18 protein-coding genes are annotated in these 19,684 nt (G+C 64.8%); all 18 read left to right on the forward strand.

The features are described from left to right. The first annotated feature begins 5 nt into the window (after window positions 1-5). The 18 genes from LPW11_RS09035 to fliM all read left to right on the forward strand — a co-directional run bounded on the left by LPW11_RS09035 (window position 6) and on the right by fliM (window position 19,653). Window positions 6-1,034: a response regulator gene (locus LPW11_RS09035; RefSeq protein ID WP_230997794.1), complete on the forward strand. Its 1,029-nt coding sequence runs from the start codon at window positions 6-8 to the stop codon at window positions 1,032-1,034. A 206-nt stretch (window positions 1,035-1,240) separates the two neighbouring features. Further along, window positions 1,241-3,367, forward strand: coding sequence for a tetratricopeptide repeat protein (locus tag LPW11_RS09040; RefSeq protein WP_230997795.1), 2,127 nt, complete (start codon window positions 1,241-1,243; stop codon window positions 3,365-3,367). A 167-nt stretch (window positions 3,368-3,534) separates the two neighbouring features. After that, window positions 3,535-3,948 (forward strand): flagellar basal body rod protein FlgB, encoded by a 414-nt coding sequence (flgB, locus tag LPW11_RS09045; protein WP_230997796.1) that lies wholly within the window; start codon window positions 3,535-3,537, stop codon window positions 3,946-3,948. 3 nt (window positions 3,949-3,951) lie between these two features. Continuing rightward, on the forward strand, window positions 3,952-4,383 hold the full coding sequence (gene flgC, locus LPW11_RS09050; protein ID WP_230997797.1) for a flagellar basal body rod protein FlgC: 432 nt from the start codon (window positions 3,952-3,954) through the stop codon (window positions 4,381-4,383). 34 nt (window positions 4,384-4,417) lie between these two features. Continuing rightward, window positions 4,418-4,717, forward strand: coding sequence for a flagellar hook-basal body complex protein FliE (gene fliE, locus LPW11_RS09055; protein WP_230997798.1), 300 nt, complete (start codon window positions 4,418-4,420; stop codon window positions 4,715-4,717). Window positions 4,718-4,812: 95 nt separating this feature from the next. Then, window positions 4,813-6,375, forward strand: coding sequence for a flagellar basal-body MS-ring/collar protein FliF (gene fliF / locus LPW11_RS09060; RefSeq protein ID WP_230997799.1), 1,563 nt, complete (start codon window positions 4,813-4,815; stop codon window positions 6,373-6,375). Between the two features lie 156 nt (window positions 6,376-6,531). Then, window positions 6,532-7,524 carry a flagellar motor switch protein FliG gene (gene fliG / locus LPW11_RS09065; protein WP_230997800.1) on the forward strand — a complete coding sequence of 331 codons (993 nt, stop codon included), beginning with the start codon at window positions 6,532-6,534 and terminating at the stop codon, window positions 7,522-7,524. Then, window positions 7,511-8,224: a FliH/SctL family protein gene (locus LPW11_RS09070; RefSeq protein ID WP_230997801.1), complete on the forward strand. Its 714-nt coding sequence runs from the start codon at window positions 7,511-7,513 to the stop codon at window positions 8,222-8,224. Before fliG ends, LPW11_RS09070 begins: the two co-directional genes overlap by 14 nt. Next, window positions 8,205-9,533 (forward strand): FliI/YscN family ATPase, encoded by a 1,329-nt coding sequence (locus tag LPW11_RS09075; RefSeq protein ID WP_230997802.1) that lies wholly within the window; start codon window positions 8,205-8,207, stop codon window positions 9,531-9,533. Before LPW11_RS09070 ends, LPW11_RS09075 begins: the two co-directional genes overlap by 20 nt. Before the next feature lie 90 nt (window positions 9,534-9,623). Further along, window positions 9,624-10,067: a flagellar export protein FliJ gene (fliJ, locus tag LPW11_RS09080; protein ID WP_230997803.1), complete on the forward strand. Its 444-nt coding sequence runs from the start codon at window positions 9,624-9,626 to the stop codon at window positions 10,065-10,067. Beyond that, window positions 10,064-10,543 (forward strand): MotE family protein, encoded by a 480-nt coding sequence (locus tag LPW11_RS09085; protein WP_230997804.1) that lies wholly within the window; start codon window positions 10,064-10,066, stop codon window positions 10,541-10,543. Before fliJ ends, LPW11_RS09085 begins: the two co-directional genes overlap by 4 nt. A gap of 270 nt (window positions 10,544-10,813) precedes the next feature. Then, window positions 10,814-14,119, forward strand: coding sequence for a flagellar hook-length control protein FliK (locus LPW11_RS09090; RefSeq protein ID WP_230997805.1), 3,306 nt, complete (start codon window positions 10,814-10,816; stop codon window positions 14,117-14,119). A gap of 16 nt (window positions 14,120-14,135) precedes the next feature. Further along, the gene (locus LPW11_RS09095) at window positions 14,136-14,798 is read left to right on the forward strand and encodes a flagellar hook assembly protein FlgD (RefSeq protein WP_230997806.1); all 663 of its coding nucleotides are present in this window, start codon (window positions 14,136-14,138) and stop codon (window positions 14,796-14,798) included. A gap of 1 nt (window position 14,799) precedes the next feature. Continuing rightward, window positions 14,800-15,186, forward strand: coding sequence for a TIGR02530 family flagellar biosynthesis protein (locus LPW11_RS09100; protein WP_230997807.1), 387 nt, complete (start codon window positions 14,800-14,802; stop codon window positions 15,184-15,186). Between the two features lie 105 nt (window positions 15,187-15,291). Further along, window positions 15,292-16,167 carry a flagellar hook-basal body protein gene (locus LPW11_RS09105; RefSeq protein WP_230997808.1) on the forward strand — a complete coding sequence of 292 codons (876 nt, stop codon included), beginning with the start codon at window positions 15,292-15,294 and terminating at the stop codon, window positions 16,165-16,167. A 336-nt stretch (window positions 16,168-16,503) separates the two neighbouring features. Beyond that, on the forward strand, window positions 16,504-17,709 hold the full coding sequence (locus LPW11_RS09110) for a flagellar hook-basal body complex protein (protein WP_230997809.1): 1,206 nt from the start codon (window positions 16,504-16,506) through the stop codon (window positions 17,707-17,709). Between the two features lie 399 nt (window positions 17,710-18,108). Continuing rightward, window positions 18,109-18,663: a flagellar basal body-associated FliL family protein gene (locus LPW11_RS09115; RefSeq protein WP_230997810.1), complete on the forward strand. Its 555-nt coding sequence runs from the start codon at window positions 18,109-18,111 to the stop codon at window positions 18,661-18,663. Between the two features lie 12 nt (window positions 18,664-18,675). Continuing rightward, complete coding sequence (fliM, locus tag LPW11_RS09120) at window positions 18,676-19,653, forward strand: flagellar motor switch protein FliM (protein ID WP_230997811.1); 978 nt, start codon at window positions 18,676-18,678, stop codon at window positions 19,651-19,653. The last annotated feature ends 31 nt before the right edge of the window (window positions 19,654-19,684 follow it).

Raw genomic sequence — 19,684 nt, forward strand, 5'->3', positions numbered from 1 at the left:
TCTCCATGGCGTATCAAAAGTTACAGGAGATGCTCGATGCCGCCATGACGCAGGCGAGCGAGGAGAGCAGCATGCTGCTCGGACAGCCGATGTCTGTCCAGCCCTCGGACGTCCTCAACACGGACCGCAAGAGCTACCTCGGGGGGATGGACGATGCGCTGTATGTGGTGGGGGTAGAGTCCCGCGAGGCCTACCCCGGTCACTTCTACCTCATCTTCGCCCTCGCCGATTCCATCGTCATGAGCTCGATCCTGCTCGGGATCCCGCCGGCGCGCATCCAGGAGAAGCGCCGGCTCTGCATCCAGGAGCCGGACGACACCGACGCCTTCGGCGAGATCGCCAACCAGATCATCGGCTCCTTCAACTCCATCTTCCAGCCGAAGCTCCCCCAGAAGGTGCACCTGAAACTCCTCCCCCCGCAGAAGTACGTGCCGGAGGTGGACGAGCTCACCGACGAGCTCCCCTTTCCGGAGGGAGGGTACCTCATGTTCCGCGCCCCCCTGGAGATCGCCGGGCAGGAGATGAACCGGGTGGACATCATGGTCCCCCACGCGCTCGCGGAACTCTTCGACCCCCAGCCGGTGGAGGAGGCAGCGCCCCAGGAGGAGGTAGCGGCCGAAGAGGCCCAGGAGGGAGCGCCGGAAGAGGGGGGGGAGCCGCAGCCTGCGAAGACGGTCCTCGTCCTCGCAGCAGACGAAGGGGAGCGCAGGACGATCATGGGGCACCTCGGGGCGTGCGGCCTGGAGCTCATCGATGCCCCCCTCATGGCGGACGTCTCCGCCCTCTGCGCAGCCTCGGATGTGAGGGCGGCGGTGATCTCGCTGCGGCAGACAGCGGACCCGGATCTGGCGATCTGCGACAAGGTGGTGCCGCTGGTCGGCAAAGGAGGGGGTTCCGTTCTTCTTTGCGCGCCGCAGTGGACTCGCACCTCCCTTATGAAGGCGATGAAGGCGGGAGCCCGCGGCATCCTCATGCACCCCTTCACCGCTGAGGAGCTCCAGTCGAAGCTCGGAAAAGTCCTTTCGCCGTTCTGAGGCCTCTCCCCATCTCCCCCGGACCGTGACACGCCCCGACAGCGCCTGCGGAGCGGTTTCCGAACCCTTTGTCAAAAAAATATCGTCATCGAGGTTTTTTTGACTGCCGTTTCCGGAGAGGGGGGCTTCTCCCCCCCCTTTTCCCTTTGCTGCCGCGCAAATCCCCATTCCTCCAGCGTCGGCACGCCTTTTGCCTTACCCACCTCATGCTTACCGATAGGCAACTACCTCTTCCCGGCCGCTACCTGTGGCTTCTCCTTATCCTGCTCCTGGGAGCGTACCCGCGCCCTGCGCAGGCAGAGGGAGAAAACCGTCTGCTGCGCGTGAAGGTCGTGCCGCGCTCCGGATACACCAGGGTCACCCTCTACTTTCTGGAGCCCCCCTCCTATCAGGTGAGCCGCCTCCCTGCCGCGGGACGGCTGAAGTTCTCCGGGACCGACTCCCCCGCGTTCAAGAAGCTGCGGGGGGTCTCCGGTCCGTACTTCTCCGGGCTGCACTTCTCGCAGCACGGTCCGGACCTGCAGGTGGAGATTCCGCTGAAGGGGGGGGGCGCGGTGCGCCCTCTCTACTACGGAGCCCTCTCCCTTTCCCTCGACATCGGCCCGCAGAGCTCCACGGCGCCCCCGCCGGAGATACTTCCCGGGCGGGAGCCGATCCTCTCCGGCACCGAGCGCTTCGTGCGCGACTTTACTCCCCCCTCCCGTTCCGCGCTCCCCTTTGCGCCGACCGACCGGAAGATACTGCAGAAGCTCCTGAGTCCTGCGGAGGTGGAGCAGTTCGAGGGTGGCGAGGGGCTGCTGTACCGCGAGAAGGGGGCGGAGGCGCTCGAGGTGCTGACGCCGTTTCTGGCGAAGACAGGGCAGGTGAAGGGGCTCGCGGCGTACCGCATCGGGGAGGCGTACTCCCTCATGGAGCGCTACGACGCCGCGCTGAAGTCGTACCGGGAAGGGGAGCTCCTCTGCCCCGAGTTCCTGGCGCAGGTCCCCTCCCTTACGGAGGAGTACGCGGAGGCGCTCGCCCGCAGCGGCGAGTACCTCGCCGGGCGCCACCTCATGGGGCGGCTGATCGCCGCCTACTCCGGCGACGCCTACCAGCCGGCACTGATCAATCACCTGGCCCAGATGACCGCCCGCCACGGGGACGGGGAGATCGCCCTGCACCTGTACAAGCTCGTCGCGGAGCGCTTCCCCGGAAGCGTCGCGGCTTCGAGCGCGCGCATGAAGCTCGCGGACCGGGAAATGTTCACCATCCCGCGCGACGGCTTGAAGCCCCTTCTGCAGAAGTACCGCACTATCGCCAGCGAGGCGGCATCGCTGCCGCTGCGCGACGAGGCGCTCTTCAAGGTCGCCCTCTTGCAGGCGCTCTACGGCCCGTATCAGGACGCGCTGGAGCACGCCGCAACCTACGAGAAGATGTACCCCCGCGGGATCTTCGTCACCATCGTCCGCAACATGCGGGAGGAACTGGTGTACATCGCCTACCACGAGCTCACCAACGGCCTGGCGCAGGACGGGGGGCGCGAGGGGCGCGAAGGGATTGTGAAGCTCGTGACGGAGAACCGCGACTACCTCTCCCGCGCCTTCCAGGACCCGCAGTTCGCCCCGAAGGTCTCCCGGGCCTTCCACGACAGCGGCCAGCTTTCCCGCGAGCTCGACCTCTTCGCCGTTCTCGCCGAGCGCACCTTCGCCGCCCAGGCCGCCCCCCTTCTCATGCAGCACCTGGTGGAGGACGGCATGGCGCTGGGGAGGCAAAGCGTGGCGGAGGGGAACGCGAGGGCCTTCGTGGCCCGCTACCCGGCGCACCCGGCGACGGGGAGGATGAAGGAGCTCCTCGGGCGCCTCGCCTTTGACCGCGGCAACCTGAAGGAGACCTCCGGCTGGCTGCGCTTCCTCTCCGCGAAAGGCTCCCCCCCCCCGGTCCATGCAGAGAGCGACTACTATCTCGGGAAAGCGCTTCTCTCCGCCAGCGACTACCGGGGCGCCGAGCGCGCCCTCGCCCGCTTCGCCGCCGCGGCCCCCGCCTCGCCGCTCGCCTCCGACGCCCTTTTCGGGCGGGTGCAGGCCCTTTCCGCCGCCGGCGACTGCCGCGGCGCGCTGGAGGTGTGCCGGCAGGGGGTAAAAGGGGCGACCGGGGAGAACGCGGACCACCTCCTCTACCGTATGGGGGAGCTCCACCTGCAGCTGAAGCAGATGCGGGAGGCGGCAGCCTCCTGGGAAAAGGTCGTGAAGGAAGGGAAGGAAGGGGTATGGCGCACCATGGCGCAGGAGTCGCTGAACGACCTGCAGTGGCGCCTGAGGATGGCGCGGGAGCTCTCCTCCCCGTCAAAAAGATGACCTCCCCCTGACGGGGAAATTTTTCTCCCCTCTCCCCCCTGTCGCACTCCCCTTTCACGGGCGGAAGATCGGGAAGGGGGGTGGCGCGGGAGAGAGCCGCGGCCGGTGTCAAAAAAATTGCTGGTACGCCTTTTGCTGTAGGAACCTGTGCGTCGAGGAGGATGGACATGCCCATAAATGGAATATTCGGTACGACGGTAGATCTCCTGGGGAAGACCCTGGACCTGCGCGTGAAGCAGCAGGAAATGATCTCGGCGAACCTCGCAAATGGTGAGACCCCCGGCTACGTCCCCACCACCCTCTCCTTCGAGGGGCAGCTGAAAAACGCACTGCAGAAGGGGGCGGACGTCGTGGTGACGAACCCGCGCCACATCCCCCTGAAAAAGGGTGCGCACCGCCTCGCCGAGGTGAGCGGGATCGTGCTGGAGACGCCGTCGAAGTCCCCGGGGCCTGACGGGAACGCGGTGGAGATGGAGACGGAGATGTCGCACCTGGCGGAGAACCAGATCATGTACAACGCCTCCATACAGCTCCTGAACAAGAAATTCGAGACGTTGAAGCTCGCGATAAAGGGGAACTAAACGATGGATCTCTTCAGCTCCATGGACATCAGCGCCTCCGCCCTCTCGGCGGAGCGGACCAGGATGAACCTGATCTCCAGCAACCTGGCGAACGTGAACTCCACGAGAACTGCGGAGGGGGGGCCGTACAAGAGAAAGGACGCGGTCTTCACCGCGACCCCGCTCCCCGGCTCCTTCGGCGCCGCGCTGAACAAGGCGCAGGCCGCCCGCTCCGTGGAGGTCTCCCAGATCGTGGAGGACCAGAACCCCCCGCGCATGCAGTACGAGCCGACCCACCCGGACGCCGACGCCAGCGGCTACGTCGCCTACCCGAACGTGAACGTGGTGGAGGAGATGGCGGACATGATCTCCGCCACCCGCTCCTACGAGGCGAACGTCACTGCGGCGCAGGCGGCGAAGAATATGGCGCTGAAGACGCTGGAGCTCGGACGCTAGTCCGCCGCCCCGCGCACAGAAAAAGGAGTAGCACATGGTCATCAAGGCGATCGAGAGCGGCATGGGGGTGGAGAAGGCGTTTCCGGAACAGACCGGGAAGGCGGCCTCCCCTGCGGTGGACTTCAGCAAATTCATGGAAGAGATGGTCGGCAAGGTGAATACGCTGCAAAAGGGCGCCGACGCCTCCATCCAGAGCATGGCCACCGGCGGGCCGACCGGGCTGCACGAGGTCATGCTGGCGGTGGAGAAGGCGAACATCTCCTTCCAGCTCCTTACCCAGGTACGGAACAAGGCGGTGGAGGCGTACCAGGAAGTGATGAGGATGCAGGTCTAGCCTGCGCGGGAGAGGTAGGGCGGCGCTAGTGCCGCGGGACGGTGGTGCACCCCGGGAGAACCCGGAGGAAGACGTCAGTTTCAGGTGGGGATGGTATGCCGCAGGGCCTTAAAAAACTTCTTGAGCCTTTTCTGGCTCTGAGCGCAGGGAAGCGGCTCGTGGTGGGCGGGGTGGCGCTTGCCTCGCTTCTCGCCTTTGGCGCGCTCATCACGGTGGCGAACAAGGTCGACTACCGTCCGCTCTTTTCCAACCTCAACGCGGAGGACGCCGGGGAGATCACCAAGAAGCTCAAGGAGCAGAAGGTCCCGTACCAGATCGCCAGCGACGGGAAGGCGATCCTCGTCCCCTCCGACAAGGTGTACGACCTGAGGCTCTCCCTGGCGAGCGACGGCCTCCCCCAGGGGGGTGGGGTCGGCTTCGAGATCTTCGACCGGAAGAACTTCGGCATGACCGAATTCGTCCAGAAGCTCAATTACCAGCGGGCGCTGCAGGGGGAACTCTCCCGCACCATCTCCCAGATCGCCGGGGTGGAGTCCGCCCGGGTGCATCTGGCGATCCCGGAAAAGAGTCTCTTCAAGGACGGCGAAAAGCCGGCGACCGCCTCCGTAGTCCTGAAGATGCGCGGCAGCCGCTCGCTGCGCGACAGCGAGGTCCAGGGGATCGTGCATCTGGTCGCCTCCTCCGTGGAAGGGATGGACCCGGAGAACGTGACGGTGCTCGACAGCCGGGGGATCGCCCTTAGCAAGAACAGCGGTTCCGACCCGGCGAGCAAACTCTCCGGTAGCAGGCAGGAGACGCAGCGTTCCTTCGAGAAGAGCGAGGAGGAGAAACTGCAGTCCCTCCTGGACAAGGTCGTGGGGAGCGGGCGCTCCGTCGCGCGCGTCTCGGCGAACTTCGACTACAAGCAGGTGGAGAAGTACGAGGAGCGCTACGACCCGGAGTCCGCAGCGGTCCGCAGCGAGCAGCGCACCGAGGAGAAGGCGGGGGGGACTTCCACCGCCACCGGCATCCCCGGGGTGCAGTCGAACCTGAACCGCACCGGGGCCACCCCGGGGACGGTCGGGGGGGGATCGAAGAGCGACGAGACGCTCAACTACGAAGTCAGCCGCTCCACCGCCCGCATCATCGAGCCGGTCGGGACGCTGGCGAAGGTTTCCGTGGCGGTGCTGGTGGACGGCAGGTACGAGCTCCCGGTGGGAGGAAAGCCTGACGCGAAGGCGAAGTACCAGCCGCGCTCCCCCGAGGAGATGCAGAAGATCGAGGCGCTGGTAAAAAGCGCAGTCGGCTTCAACACGGAGCGGGGGGACCAGGTCACCGTGGCGAACATCCCTTTCCAGGAGACCGGGGAGAGCGCGCTGGAGGCGGAGAAGTGGTACAACTCCCCGATGGCCCAGAGCCTCATCAAGAACGGGCTCATCGGTTTCGGCTTCCTGGCGCTCCTCTTCATGGTTATCCGTCCCCTCATGAAGATGCTGAAGCCGAAGGAGAGCGAGGTGCTGGAGCCGCTTATGGTGGAGCAGGACGCCGCGCGCCTCGACCTCCAGAGGAGCGAGACGGCCCAGAGGAAGGCGAGCCAGCTGGAGCTCATGGAGAAGGCGAAGCAGGATCCCTACCAGGTAGCCCAGATCCTGCAGAACTGGCTGATACAGAAGGATTAGTGAAGGGAGGGGCCGCCAGGCCGGGCCCGTGCATTGAGATGAGTTGCCAGTGAGGGGCGTCCATGAAGGCTGAAGAGTGAACCGGGGCAGGGGTTTTCCCTTCAGCCGTCAATCTTCAGCCTTCAGTTTTATCAATCCGATTCATAGAGGTACCGCATGACCGGAGCAGAAAAAGCAGCGATACTCCTCCTCTACCTGGGGCCCGATGTCACCGCGAAAGTCTTCGAGCACATGGAAGACGGCGACATCAAGAAGATCAGCCAGAGCATGGCGCGCCTGGGGCACGTGCAGAAGGAGGAGATCGCCACCGTCGTGAACGAGTTCACCGACATCACCAACCCCGACACCGGCTTCTTCTCCCAGGGTGAGGAGTTCGTGAAGAAGATCCTCGAGAAGGCGCTCGGCCCTGCCCGCGCCGAGCATCTCCTGCAGGAGCTTCGAAACTCCGGGATGGGGGAGATGTCCGACCTCCTGGCGAGCCTCGACGCGAAGACGATCGCCAACTTCTTCTCCCAGGAGCACCCCCAGACGATCGCGGTGGTGCTGGCGAAGCTGAAGCCGAAGCAGACGAGCGAGATCATCTCGCTGCTGCCGCAGGAACTGCAGGCGGAGGTGGTGATCCGCATCGCCGAGGTCGACCAGGTCTCCCCGGAAATCCTCGCCGAGATCGACGAGGTGATCAGGAAGGAACTCATGGCGCTCGGCGGCGTGCAGCGCTACAAGGTCGGGGGCGTGGAGAAGGTGGTGGACATGTTCGCCCACCTGGACCGCACCAGGGAGAAGAAGATCCTCGACAAGCTCGACACCATGAACCCGCCGCTGGCGGAGGTGATCCGCAAGCATCTCTTCACCTTCGAGGACATCTTCAAGCTCGACGACCGGGCGATCCAGTCGATCATGCGGGAGATTTCCAACGACACCCTCACTCTGGCGATGAAGACCTCGCCGGACGAGGTGAAGGACAAGATCTTCCGCAACATCTCCGCGCGCGCCGCCGAGATGATAAAGGAGGACCTGGAGGTCATGGGGCCGGTGCGCCTCTCCGACGTGGAGAAGGCGCAGTCGGAGATCATAAAGATCGTGAGGAAGATGGAGGAGGAAGGGAAGGTGGTCCTCGCGGGTCGCGGTGCGGACGATGTTCTCGTCTAAGATCATACGCGGCGGCGTTCACGAGCCGCGCCCCCTCCCGCTCGGTCCGCTGGGGGAGGCGATCCTCCCGCAGGGGGCGGAGTTTCTCCCCGCCACCTTCGCCTCCTCGACCGCCTCTGCCGTGGAGGTCGCGGCAGGGGAGCCGCACGTCCCGGAAGTCCCGATGATCCCGGAGGCGGAGGCGCAGGAAAGGATCGAGGCGGCCTACGAGGAAGGGGTGCGGGAAGGGCGACGCGGAGCGGAGAATGAATTCTCCACCGTCACCGAGGGGCTGGCAAAGGCCCTCATCGCCATAGGGAAACTGCGTCAGGAGCTCTTGCACGACGCCGAGGAGGATCTTCTGAAGCTGGCCGTGGCGATTGCCCGCAGCATCGTGGTGAAGGAGATCTCCCTTCATCCTGAGATCCTCGGCGGGATGGTGCAGGGGGCGGTGGAGGTCGTCTCCGGGTGCGACGAGGTCGTGGTGAGGCTGCACCCCGAAGACCATTCCGTGGTGGCGCACACCCCCGAGTTTGCCCAGCTCTCCACCGAAAAGCGGCGCATTACGCTCAAGGGGGACCCCGCCGTCGAAAGGGGAGGGTGCCTCGTGGAGACGGTCCGAGGGAACGTGGACGCCCGGCTGGAGAGCCAGCTGGAGGAGATGTACCGCAGGCTGGCGGAGGAAAGGAGCTCCCGGAAAGATGAACCGCAACCGCATTGATCTCGCCCGGTACCTCGGGACGGTGGAGCAGGCGAAGCCGGTGCGCTTCCACGGGAAGGTGACCCAGGTGGTGGGGCTGGTCATCGAGGGGTACTGCCCGGAGACCTCCGTCGGCAGCCTCTGCGAGGTGTACTCCGAGGGGAGCCCCCCCATTCCGGCGGAGGTCGTCGGCTTTCGCGACAACAAGACGCTCCTCATGCCGCTCGGCGAGCTGAGGGGGGTGGGGCTCGGGAGCTTCATCTCGGTGCGCCGTGAGAAGCCCTCACTGGGGGTCGGGCCAGCGATGCTCGGGCGGATCCTCGACGGGCTGGGAAACCCCATCGACAACAAGGGGCCGATCGCCGTGTCGGACGAGTACCCTATCTACGCCCTCCCGGTGAACCCGATGCTGCGCCGCCCCATCAGGAAGCCGCTCAACCTCGGTATCCGCGCCATCAACGGGCTCCTCACCTGCGGCGAAGGGCAGCGTGTCGGCATCATGGCGGGGTCGGGGGTCGGAAAGTCCACCACGCTCGGCATGATCGCCCGCTACACGGAGGCCGACGTCAACGTCATCGCCCTCATCGGAGAGCGCGGCAGGGAGCTTCGGGAGTTCATCGAGAAGGACCTGCAGGCGGACGGGCTGAAGAAGTCGGTGGTGGTGGTCGCCACCTCGGACCAGCCTCCGCTGGTGCGCATGCGGGGCGCCTACATCGCCACCACCATTGCGGAGTACTTCCAGGCGCAGGGAAAGAAGGTCCTCCTCATGATGGACTCCGCCACCCGTTTCGCCATGGCGATGCGGGAGGTAGGGCTCGCCATCGGTGAGCCTCCCACCACCAAGGGGTACACCCCGTCGGTTTTCGCCGCCCTCCCCCGCCTTCTGGAGCGCACCGGGAACTTCGAGGAAGGGAGCATCACGGGGCTGTACACGGTCCTCGTGGAGGGTGACGACTTCAACGAGCCGATCTCCGACGCGATGCGCTCCATTCTGGACGGCCACATCATCCTGACCCGCGAGCTCGCCGCGAAGAACATCTACCCGCCCATCGACCTCCTGAACAGCGCCAGCCGTGTCATGTCCGACGTCACCACCCCGTCGCACCGGAAGGCCGCCGGCTTCTTCAAGGAGATCCTCGCGGCGTACCGCCAGGCCGAGGACATGATCAACATCGGCGCCTACAAGGCGGGGAGCAACGCGAAGATCGATTACGCCATCGCGAAGATGGACCAGATGATCAGCTTCATGAGGCAGAGGGTGGACGACGGCGAGAGTATGGAGACCTCCATCGCGGCGCTGGAGCGGATCTTCGAGGACCGCCCCTTCTAGGACGCTGCCGTCGCCGCATGGCCCGGCACCTCCCCCCGGGGGGAGACTTCAGCCGAAGAAAATTGAAGCACTTTTCGAGGAGGAGAGCCGATGGCAGCACCGGAGTTCAGGCTGGAGCAGGTACTCAAGTTCCGCAAAGAAGTGGAGAGAAACCAGCAACTGGAACTGGCCGCGGCACGAGAGGAGCACGACGAGGCGTGCGCCCTTCTTACCCGTGAGGAGACGGCGCTGCAGGAGCTTGCGCAGCAGTTCATGGAGAGGCAGCAGCGGGGGATCGACGCCCACGAGCTCCTCCTCTACAGCGATTTCAGCGCGCGCAAGAGGATCGAGATCCAGAACCTGCGGGCGCTCGTCTTCGACCTTGAGCAGAAGGTGCAGGACAAGCTGGAGGCGCTCATGGCGGCGGCAAAGGACAAGAAGGCGCTGGAGATCTTCAAGGAAAAGCAGATGAGGATACTGAAGCAGCAGCGCCAGCACAAGGAGCGCGATTTCATGGACGAGATATCGATTCAGAAAGGGGGACAGTCACGATGAAGGGAAAAGTCTTGCTGGCGGTGCTCTTTCTCACCCTCGGCTGCTCCTCGCTTCTCGAAGCTCGTGGCGCCGCCGGCTCCGGCAGGCCCGCGCCGGACGAGGGCGCTGCGGCGCTGGAGCTGAAGCGGCAGCAACTGGCGGAGAGGGAAGCGGCCGTGAAGGCGAAGGAGGATGCTCTCAGGAAGCTCTCCGCGCAGGTCGAAGCCCGGATCCGGGAGCTCGACGCGGCGAAGAAGGGTCTGGAAGGGTCGCTGGCCGGGAAGAAGAAGCTGGACGAGGAGCGCTACAAGAAGATGCTGAAGATCTACAAGGCGCTGAAGCCGGAGCAGGCTGCCGACCTCATGAACAAGCTCGACGAGCCGACCGTCATCGGGATGCTGAACCAGATGGACCAGAAGACGGCGGTAAAGCTGATCCCTCTCCTGACCCAGCCGAGGGTGCTGAAATGGAGCCGGGAGAACCTCGCGGTCCCTTAGTGGAAGTCAAAAGGTTGGCACGGCTGTCAGTGAGCTGGCTATCGGGGCGCCCCCTCAAAAGGGCGCCTTCTTACTTTCCGGAAGGGAGTAGCGCGGCTTTCCCCACTGATTTCTCTCGAAAGAAGAGAATCCGGATGAAAAGAAGGGGGAGTGAAGGGTGTGGCGATAGGTTGGCCGGTTCATTGCATAAACAGGTCGTCAGGCAGGGAGACCCCTCGCCGGCACAGATAAAAGGGGGTAGGAGCGGTGAAGACGGTCCAGGTGGGACAAATGCAAAACTCGCTGTCGGCGCTAATTTCCGACGCGCAGGGCGCGGCGGCACAGCGCGACGCCGTTACTCCCGTCAATGGCCAAAAGAGGGGAGGCTTCGCCAGTCTCATGGCTGAGAGGGCGCCGGATCCCGCCCAGGATCCGGGCGGGGAGGGGGCGAAGGAGACCCCGGCGGCGCCTGCGGCTTCCTCCCCTGCCGCACCGGCTCCCGCGGCGGCCGCCCGTCCCGACGAGGGGGCCCGCTACGTCCGTCTTTTCTCTGCCCCTCTCCCCGCAGCAAAAGCTGAAGCACGCCCCGATGAGCCCGCTCCTTCCGCGACTGCCGACGGCGCCTCCGTGCCGCACCAGCCCGTGCCGGAGGAGGCTACCCCCCCTGCAGCGGCCGCCCCGGAACTGCACCTGGTGAAGAGCGCCGCCGTCCCTGCGGGAGAGGCCAAAGGTCTTACGAGAGCCGCCTCCGTAGCAGGGCGCAAAGGAAATGTCCCGGCGCAACCCCGTGGTGTTGCTGTCCCGTTTTCCCCCGAAGCCGCCGACCCGTTCTCACCCCCCCCCTTTCCGGAAGGAGGTTTCTCCGCGCTGAAAGGAAGCGCGCCGGAGATCGCGGCAGCGGAGCGCGGTGTCATCGTGCAGGAAGAGCCCGAGCCGGCTCCCGCCGGGGAAGCGCTCTTGCAGCAGGTAACTCCAAACGGTTTCTCCTTTGTGGTCCCCGCAATTCCCCTGGCGACGGAGAGGGGGGCGGCAGCGGCCGCACCGGTTCAGGCCGCGGAGGCTCCCCCGGCGCACGCTGAAACGGTTGCAGCCGCACCGGCGGCACCTGCGCCCCCCGCTCCCCCGGTGATGGCGGCGCCGCAGCGCGGTGAGACAGCTTCCCCCGTTCAGCCCCCCGTGCATGAGGTCCCCGCAGCTGTGGCTGCACCGGCACCTACGGCACCCGACATTTCTCCGGCCCCCGCGACCGTTGCCTCTGCAGTGAAGGCACAGGTCGCTGCCGCTCCCCCTCACCGCAATGCAGCCCGCCCCGCTGAAGCTGCGGCGGCACAGCTTCGCGCCCCCCGGGCGGAGGAGAATGGAACAGTTACGAGCCGCGCTTCGGCCGCCGGGAACGCAATCCCTGCTGCAGCAGTTGCAGAAGGGAGAACGAAGGCAAAGGGTGCGGAACTTTCCCTTGCGGCGGCAGCTCCGTCGACTGTGGCATCGGCGCCCGAGGCCGCTGCGACTTCGGCGGCGCCGGCGCAGGTCGAGCGCGTCGAGCTTGGTGCCCCCCGTGCAGCGAAGAGCGCACCCGCAGCAAAACCAGCAGCGGCGGCAAGGACCGCAGCGACACTCGATCCGCAGGGACCGCCAGCGGTGCAGACGACTCCTCCCGCCGCTGCCGCGGTGACGGCAGGTGAATCGGTCGCTGTCTCCCCGGAAGCTCCGGCGGTACCGACTCCGGCGGCGACCTCGAAAGCCGCCCCAGTTGTGGAACCTTCTGCGTTTTCAAAGGGAGAGCCGCGAATGGCAGCGGTCGCCGCAGCAGCGCCGCATACGCTGCGCGCAGCGCCGAAGCAGGTGGAAACGGTCAGCGCGTCCCCGGCAGCACCTGATGGTGAGGCGGCAGCGGTGACTCACCCCGCCCCTCCCGAAGCGGCACCCGCAAGTCAAATTGCCGACGCTGCGTCAACGCAGGCGCCCCTTCCAGCTGCTCCGGTTCTTTCCGCTCCCGCTGCGGTGTCAGAGACGGGGCTGGCCTCGGCCACAGCAGTACAGGCTCCCGCGAAGGCAGAACCCGTTCTTCCTCCCGCAGCTCCCAGCTTCCGCAAGGCCGCTGAAGTGGCTCCTGCAGCTGCTTCCTTCCTGCGAAGCTTCGCCACCGCCGAACCGGCGACGGCAGCTGCGGCACAGGATCCGGCGCCTCTTTCCGTCGTCGCTGCCGCCACAGAGGCTCCTTCTCAAGTGCTCTCTGCTGCCGCAGCACCCGCTGTCGCTGCAGCTGAAATCGTGGTGGCAGCGGCCGAGCCCGCGTCTGCAGCGCCTCTGGCGGCGCAGGGGGTATTCAGGCATCAGGTAGGATTCGCGGCAGGTGGGATGGTGTACAGTGCATCGGCACGTCCCTTGCTAAATCCGCAAGCGCCGGCACAGTCGGAGCCCCTCCCGGGCGCTCCCTCGCAGCCGGCTTCCGAGGGCGCCAAGGGGATGCCCGCGATGGCTGCTCCCGAAACGCCGGAAAGGATACCGGGGCGTGCCCTTCACGCGGCGATCCCCGGAAAGGGTTCCGAGAGTTTGAGTGGCACGGTGCTGGAAGCTGCCGCTCCCGCCGCGGGTGAGACGCTCGTCGCCTCGGCCCAGGCGCCCGAGGCGGGCACCCGGACAGTGGAGGAAGAGGGTGCCGCACCGGCGGCCGCTTCCCCGGTTACAGTGGAGAACCCGGCCCCTCTCTCCAGGGAGGCGGCTGGTGCAGTACCGAACCTGGTGATGGCGCGTCCCGTCCCGGCACCTCAGGGTGCGGAGTCTGCGCCGGAGGGTGCGGCGGTTCCCGCCGATCCCTCAACCTCCGCGGTGAAGGCGGCTCCTTCGGAGCGCTCCGCCACGCTGCGGAGAAACCGGGGACTCGAGGCGGCACAGAACCCTGCCGCGACAGCGACAGAAGAGGCCGCAGCCAGTGGCGCAGAAGGCGCGACGAAACCTGCAGCAAAGGGCTCCGAATCGGCGGCACCTACCAAAGGGGATGGGCCGGCGGCACCGATCGCAGAAGCGAAATCGGGAGGGGGAAGCAAAAAAGGGGGACACGAGCATGGCTCGCACCCCGAGCAGCACGCGGCGCTGCAAAGCGCCACACCCGCTGCGACACCCCACGCCACCGAGGCGGCGTTCCCGGAACAGAAGAGCGCGCATCAGCACAGCGCGCTGCACGAGAGCATCCTGTCGCAGGTAAAGGACGGGACGGTGACCCAGGATGCCAGGGGGCACCGCGAAATCAGCATCAGGCTCCATCCGGAAGAACTGGGAGAGCTGAAGATCCAGGTCCGCATGGAGGACAACCGGGTGCGCGTGGAAGTAGTCACAGAGAACCACACGGTGAAGGAGCTTCTCCTCAGCAACCTGGACAGTCTGAAGACAGCCCTCTCCTCGAAGGCTTTCAACATGGAGGGGTTCAACGTCTCGACCGGCGGCGCCTTCAGCCAGCTCCCGGAGGACAAGAGGGAACCGAGACAGCAGTCGCAAGGAAGGACATCCCGCAGCGCAAGGTACGGAGAGGAGTCCGACATCGCACGGGTCAACTACCTGACCGGAGGCGACAACACTCTGCTGGACGTAAGAGCCTAGCAAAGGAGGTACAAGAATGATTACAGCGGTCAACACCACCACGGACACAACGGCAGCAGCGAACGAAATGAGGAAGACGGCAGGGCTCAACAAGAACGACTTCCTCCAGCTCTTCGTGACGCAGCTCAAGAATCAGGACCCGATGAACCCGCAGGACAGCTCCCAGTTCATCGGCCAGCTGGCGCAACTCACCCAGGTGGAACAGGCCTACAACACAAACACGAACCTCCAGAACCTGCTGGCGCAGGGGACGAACAATATCGCCATGAACGCGGTCTCCTTCGTGGGAGGAACCGTGCAGGCGGCGGGCTCCGAGGTGAGCCTGAGCGCCGGCACGCCGAGCAGCATCAACTTCAACCTCGGCGGGGCGGCAAGCAGCATCACCGTCACGGTGAAGGACGCCAGCGGCAACACGGTGAAGACGATCACCGCCGGCGCCGCAGGAGCGGGGGACAACGCGGTCTCCTGGGACGGCACCGACAACAGCGGGGCGGCGCTCCCCTCCGGAGCATACTCCTTCTCCGTCAGCGCCCTCGATGCCAGCGGCACGAAGGTCGCGGCAACACCGTTTATCAAGGGGACGGTCGACGGTGTCGATCTTTCCGGTTCCACCCCGACCCTGAGCGTCGGAAATATACAGGTACCGATCTACAGCGTCACCTCGGTGAAGCGGAGCTGACATGATCGATAACAGCGTACTCTTCCCGCAACCGATACAGGCTCCGAGGAGGGGGACCGGATCCACCCCGGCAGCGAAGCAGGTCGGCGGCGACTCCGCCTTCGCGAGGGTACTGGACCAGAAGCTTCCGGGCGAGCCGGTGCGCTTCTCGCAGCACGCCCTGGAGAGACTGAAGGCGCGCGGCATAACCCTTTCCGAGACGGACCTGAAACAGCTCTCCGGAGCGGTGGACAGCGTCGCCCAAAAGGGTGGAAAGGAATCCCTCGTAATGACAGGGGATGCGGCCCTCGTGGTCAGCATAAAGAACAGGACGGTAGTGACTGCGATGGATCGGCAGTCGATGAACGGCCATGTCTTTACCAACATAGATTCGGCAGTCGTCTTTTAAAAACAGGAACTTTCAAACGTCAACATGGGCTGGCCCTCCTGGAGGAAGCCCGCGGACACCGACCGACAGAGGTGTCCACAACCAAGCTTTGGAGGCTATAAAGAAATGAGTATTACTTCTGCAATGTACACTGGCGTGAGTGGTCTTTTGAGCAACGCGCAGGCACTGACCGTCATCGGCAACAACATCTCCAACGTCAACACCACCGGCTTCAAGAGCGGCAGGACGATTTTCGCCGACATGCTCTCCAACATGTACATGCTCGACTCCCAGATAGGTACCGGTTCGCAGCTGCAGGCAGTAAACGATATCTTCAGCCAGGGCTCCGCCCAGGTTACCGGCAACGTCACCGACCTCTCCATCGCCGGGAGCAGCTTTTTCGCCCTGAAGGAGCCGAACACCGCAGCTCCGGTGCCGACGCAGGACCAGGCGCTCCTGACGCGCGCAGGCGCCTTCTCCGTGGACAACAACTACACCCTGGTGAACCCCGCGGGGTTCCAGGTGCTCGACACCACCGGCAACCCGATCAAGTTCCTTAACACCGGCGTCGCCCCCACCACGGACTTCGCGAAGATCGTGAAGGTGGACCCGAACGGCACCATCACCTACCTCGCCACCGACGGCGTCACCCAGAACTTCTACAACGCCAGCGGCGCGGTGGGGATCCCGACCTCCGGCGTCCCGGCCGCGCGCCTCGCCGTGGTGACCGCTTCCAACCCGGCGGTGCTGAGGAAGGTCGGCGGCTCCCTCTACAAGTCGGTCCCTTCCGCCGGCGTGCCGACGGGAGCTTTCACCCTCGCGGCGAACGCTCCGAACGCCACCAGCGAGCGCGTCATCTCCAACTCGCTGGAGGCGAGTAACGTGGACATGGCGAACGAGTTCGTGAACATGATCCTCACCCAGCGCGCCTACTCGGCAAGCTCGAAGACGATCACCACCACTGACCAGATGACCCAGGAAGTGCTCGGTCTGATCAGGTAACACCCTGAGAGGGAGGGGGCGGCAAGCGTCCCCTCCCTCTTCCGTTAAACGCCCCTCCTGAATACCTGCAATGCCGGGGACTGGGGCAGCACCCACGCTGCCACGTTCCTGCTGTCGAAATGTTGACTCTTTCTGTTGCCGGTCTCTTCTCTGCATTACCCGCAAGTTGCGCCGCCCGGTACTTTCCCGCAGCGCGCGCCGTTACAAGTAGCAAGGTTACAGCAGCTCCCGATACTCGTGTGAAGGATAAGGATTACGGGCTGGCCCTCCTGGAGGAAGCCCGGGGACTCCGACCGAAAGAGGCGTCCCGCAACCTGGTCTGCATAGGAGGTAGCGATGAGCGTAACTTCTGCGATGTACACCGGTGTAAGCGGACTCTTAAGCAACAGCCAGGCGATGAGCGTTATCGGCAACAACATCGCCAACGTCAACACGACCGGCTTCAAAACCGCCAGGACCCTTTTTGCCGATCTCCTGTCGGACAGCATGGGGAACTTCCAGGTCGGCACCGGTTCGAGGGTGCAGACATCGGACGAGGTCTTCACCCAGGGCTCGATGCTCACCAGCGGCAATGTGACGGACCTGTGCATCTCCGGAGAATCGTTCTTCGCCCTGAAGGCGGCGGGGAGCCCATCGCCGGTGACGACGCAGGACGCGGCCTACCTCACCCGCGCCGGCACATTTCATGTGGACGGAAATCTGACGCTGGTAAACCCTGATGGCTACCAGGTGCTCGACACCCAGGGGAACCCGATCGTCTTCACCGACACCTTCGGCGCGACCCTGGACACATTCGGCAGCGACCTCGGCACGACGACCGTCACGGACATCACCGCAGACCTCGCGAAGGTGAAAGCCCTTGCCGACACGGACGCCACGAAGGTCGATGCTGCAGATGCCGCGTGCACGGCGTTGACCTCCGCGGCGGCGGCGTATGCCAGCTCGCCGAACGCCGCCACCTCCTCCACGCTGGCCGCTGCCATATCCGCCGCCTACAACGCGATCGTCGCGGCGAACGCTTCCTCGGCGACCCCGGCGGCCCTCACCACCGCCGCCGGTACCGTCGCCACCCTGAGCGCCGACGCCGCCGCCGCGGCGAACGCATGGAGGACCTCCTTTGGCAGCGTCTCCAGCATCAGCCAGGACGGTCTCATCACCTACCTCGGCAGGGACGGCGTCACGGAGAACTTCTACAACGTGAGCGGAGGCGCGGGGATAGCCGCGACCGCCGACAACGCCGGGAAGGTGCAGCGGATCGCGCTGGTGACGGCGGTGGACCCGACGGAGCTGCAGAAGGCGGGGGGCACCCTGTACAAGGCGGTTCCCGGCGCCGGTGTGCCGCACGAGGGTTTCAGCCTCGCCGCCAACACCCCGAACGGGACGAGCGAGAAGCTCATCTCCAACGCGCTGGAGGGGAGCAACACGGACATGGCGTCTGAGTTCGTGAGCATGATCACCACGCAGCGCGCCTATTCCGCAAGTTCTCGAATCATCACCACTACGGACCAGATGACCCAGGAAGTGCTTGGGCTGATCAGGTAGCACCTGAGCTGAAGGGGAGGGGGCGCATCCCCCCTCCCTACCCCCTCCCACCTCGCCGGAGACCCGCAGCAGCGGCGCAAGCCGCGGCCGCCGAGGATCCTGCGACGGCCACGGGCTCTGCCGCACTCCATCTATCACTGCTCTCAAAGAAAGTTTTTCGGCGACAGCAACCCCGACACGCACAGGTCAAGACTTTGACTTTTCCCGGCACCCGCCAACGATAAGTCTAAGTTAATTTTTTGACGCGGCCGGGGAAGGTGCCAGAGTAGTGGGGTTTTGGCCCCCTGCATATAAAAATGACAGCGCCGAGGCATTTTGTGCCCCTTCTGGCACCGCGGTTGCAAAGGGTAAGGAGCACTCCCCCTGGCAGGGGAATACGGTTTCAAAGGAGATTCAAGTATGGCCGAACAGGCGAAAGAGCAGGCGCCCCCCCCGAAGGACAAAAAGAAGCTTTTCATCATCATCGGTGCTGCGGTGGCCGTTCTCCTCGTCATAGGCGTAGCCGCCGGGTTCTTCATGGGTGGCGGTAAGGAGAAGAAGGGGCACGGCGCGGAAGCGAAGGTGGAGGCGAGCGAAGGGGGCGAGGCGAAGGCCGAGTCGAAAGGGGAAGGCGGAGGTCATGGCGGCGGTGGTGGCGAAGGAAAGGGTGCCGCGACGAACGTATATCCGCTGGAGCCGTTCATCGTCAACATCTACGACGGCCAGGAGATCCGCTACCTGAAGCTGAAGGTGGAATTCGAGCTGGCCACCCCCGAGGTGAAGGGTGAGCTGGACGCGAAGCAGGCTCCGCTGCGGGATGCCATCCTCGTCCTTCTCACCACGAAGACGATGCAGGAGATCCAGGACCTGCAGGGTAAAAACCAGCTGCGCGAACAGATCCTCGCCGCGGTAGGGAAGATCGCCACCCCGGGGAAGGTCACGAAGGTGTACTTTACCGACTTCGTGGTGCAGTAGTAGGGTGACCTGATGGAATCGATCCTCAGCAAGGAAGAAATTGACGAGCTGGTAGCGGCCGTCCTCGAAGGGAGGGTGGAGCCGGACAAAGAACTGTCCAGCGCCGCCAGCGAGCCGCAGAGCTTCGATCTCCTGAACATCGAGGCGCACCGGGTCATTCCGAACCTCGACATCGTCTACGACGGGTTCATCCGATACAACAGGATCACCATGTCGAACCGGCTCGGGCGGATGGTGGAGATCAAGAAGGAGGAGGCGCGGGCGTACAAGTTCGGCGACTTCCTCCAGATCCTCCCCTCGCCGGTCTGTCTCGGCATATACAAGCTGGAACCGCTGAAGGGCGCGGCGCTGGTGGTTTTTGACTCCACCCTCGTCTTTACCATCGTGGAGAGCATCCTCGGTGGCAGCGGCTCCTCCACCCCCCCCGCCAGCAGGCTCTTCACGCCGATCGAGATGCGGCTGGCGGAGAAGATCGTGAAGGATCTCCTGGTGGATATGGAAAAGGCGTGGGCTCCGCTGTGCCCGGTGAAAACCAGTCTCCTGCGCATGGAGATGAACCCGCGCCTGGTGAATATCGTCCCCCCCGAGTATCAGCTCGTCACCACCTCCCTGAAGATCCAGATCGAGGAGACGGTGGGGAGCATGATCCTCGCAGTCCCCTTCATGACGGTCGAGCCGATCAGGGACAAGCTGAAGCGGGGGATGCAGACGGATATGATGGCGGTGGATCCCCTCTGGTCCTATCGCCTTTCCGAGGAGCTCCAGGACGTACCGCTGGAGCTCTCGGTGGAGATGGGGGGGGCGACGATCTCCCTCTCGGATCTTTTCACGCTCTCCCCCGGTGATACCATCATGCTCGATGGCGGGGGACGGGAGGAATTGGTGGTGAAGGTGGGGGAGACCAGGAAGTTTATGGGGGTTGCGGGGACGAGCAGCGGCAACAAGGCCGTGCAGATCAGCCGCGTGCTCCGCGGAGGGGGTGAGGCTTGAGTGACAAGCTGGAATTAGAGGAGCTGACCAG

Source organism: Geomonas sp. RF6, assembly GCF_021044625.1.
In the GTDB taxonomy this organism is placed as follows: Bacteria; Desulfobacterota; Desulfuromonadia; order Geobacterales; family Geobacteraceae; genus RF6.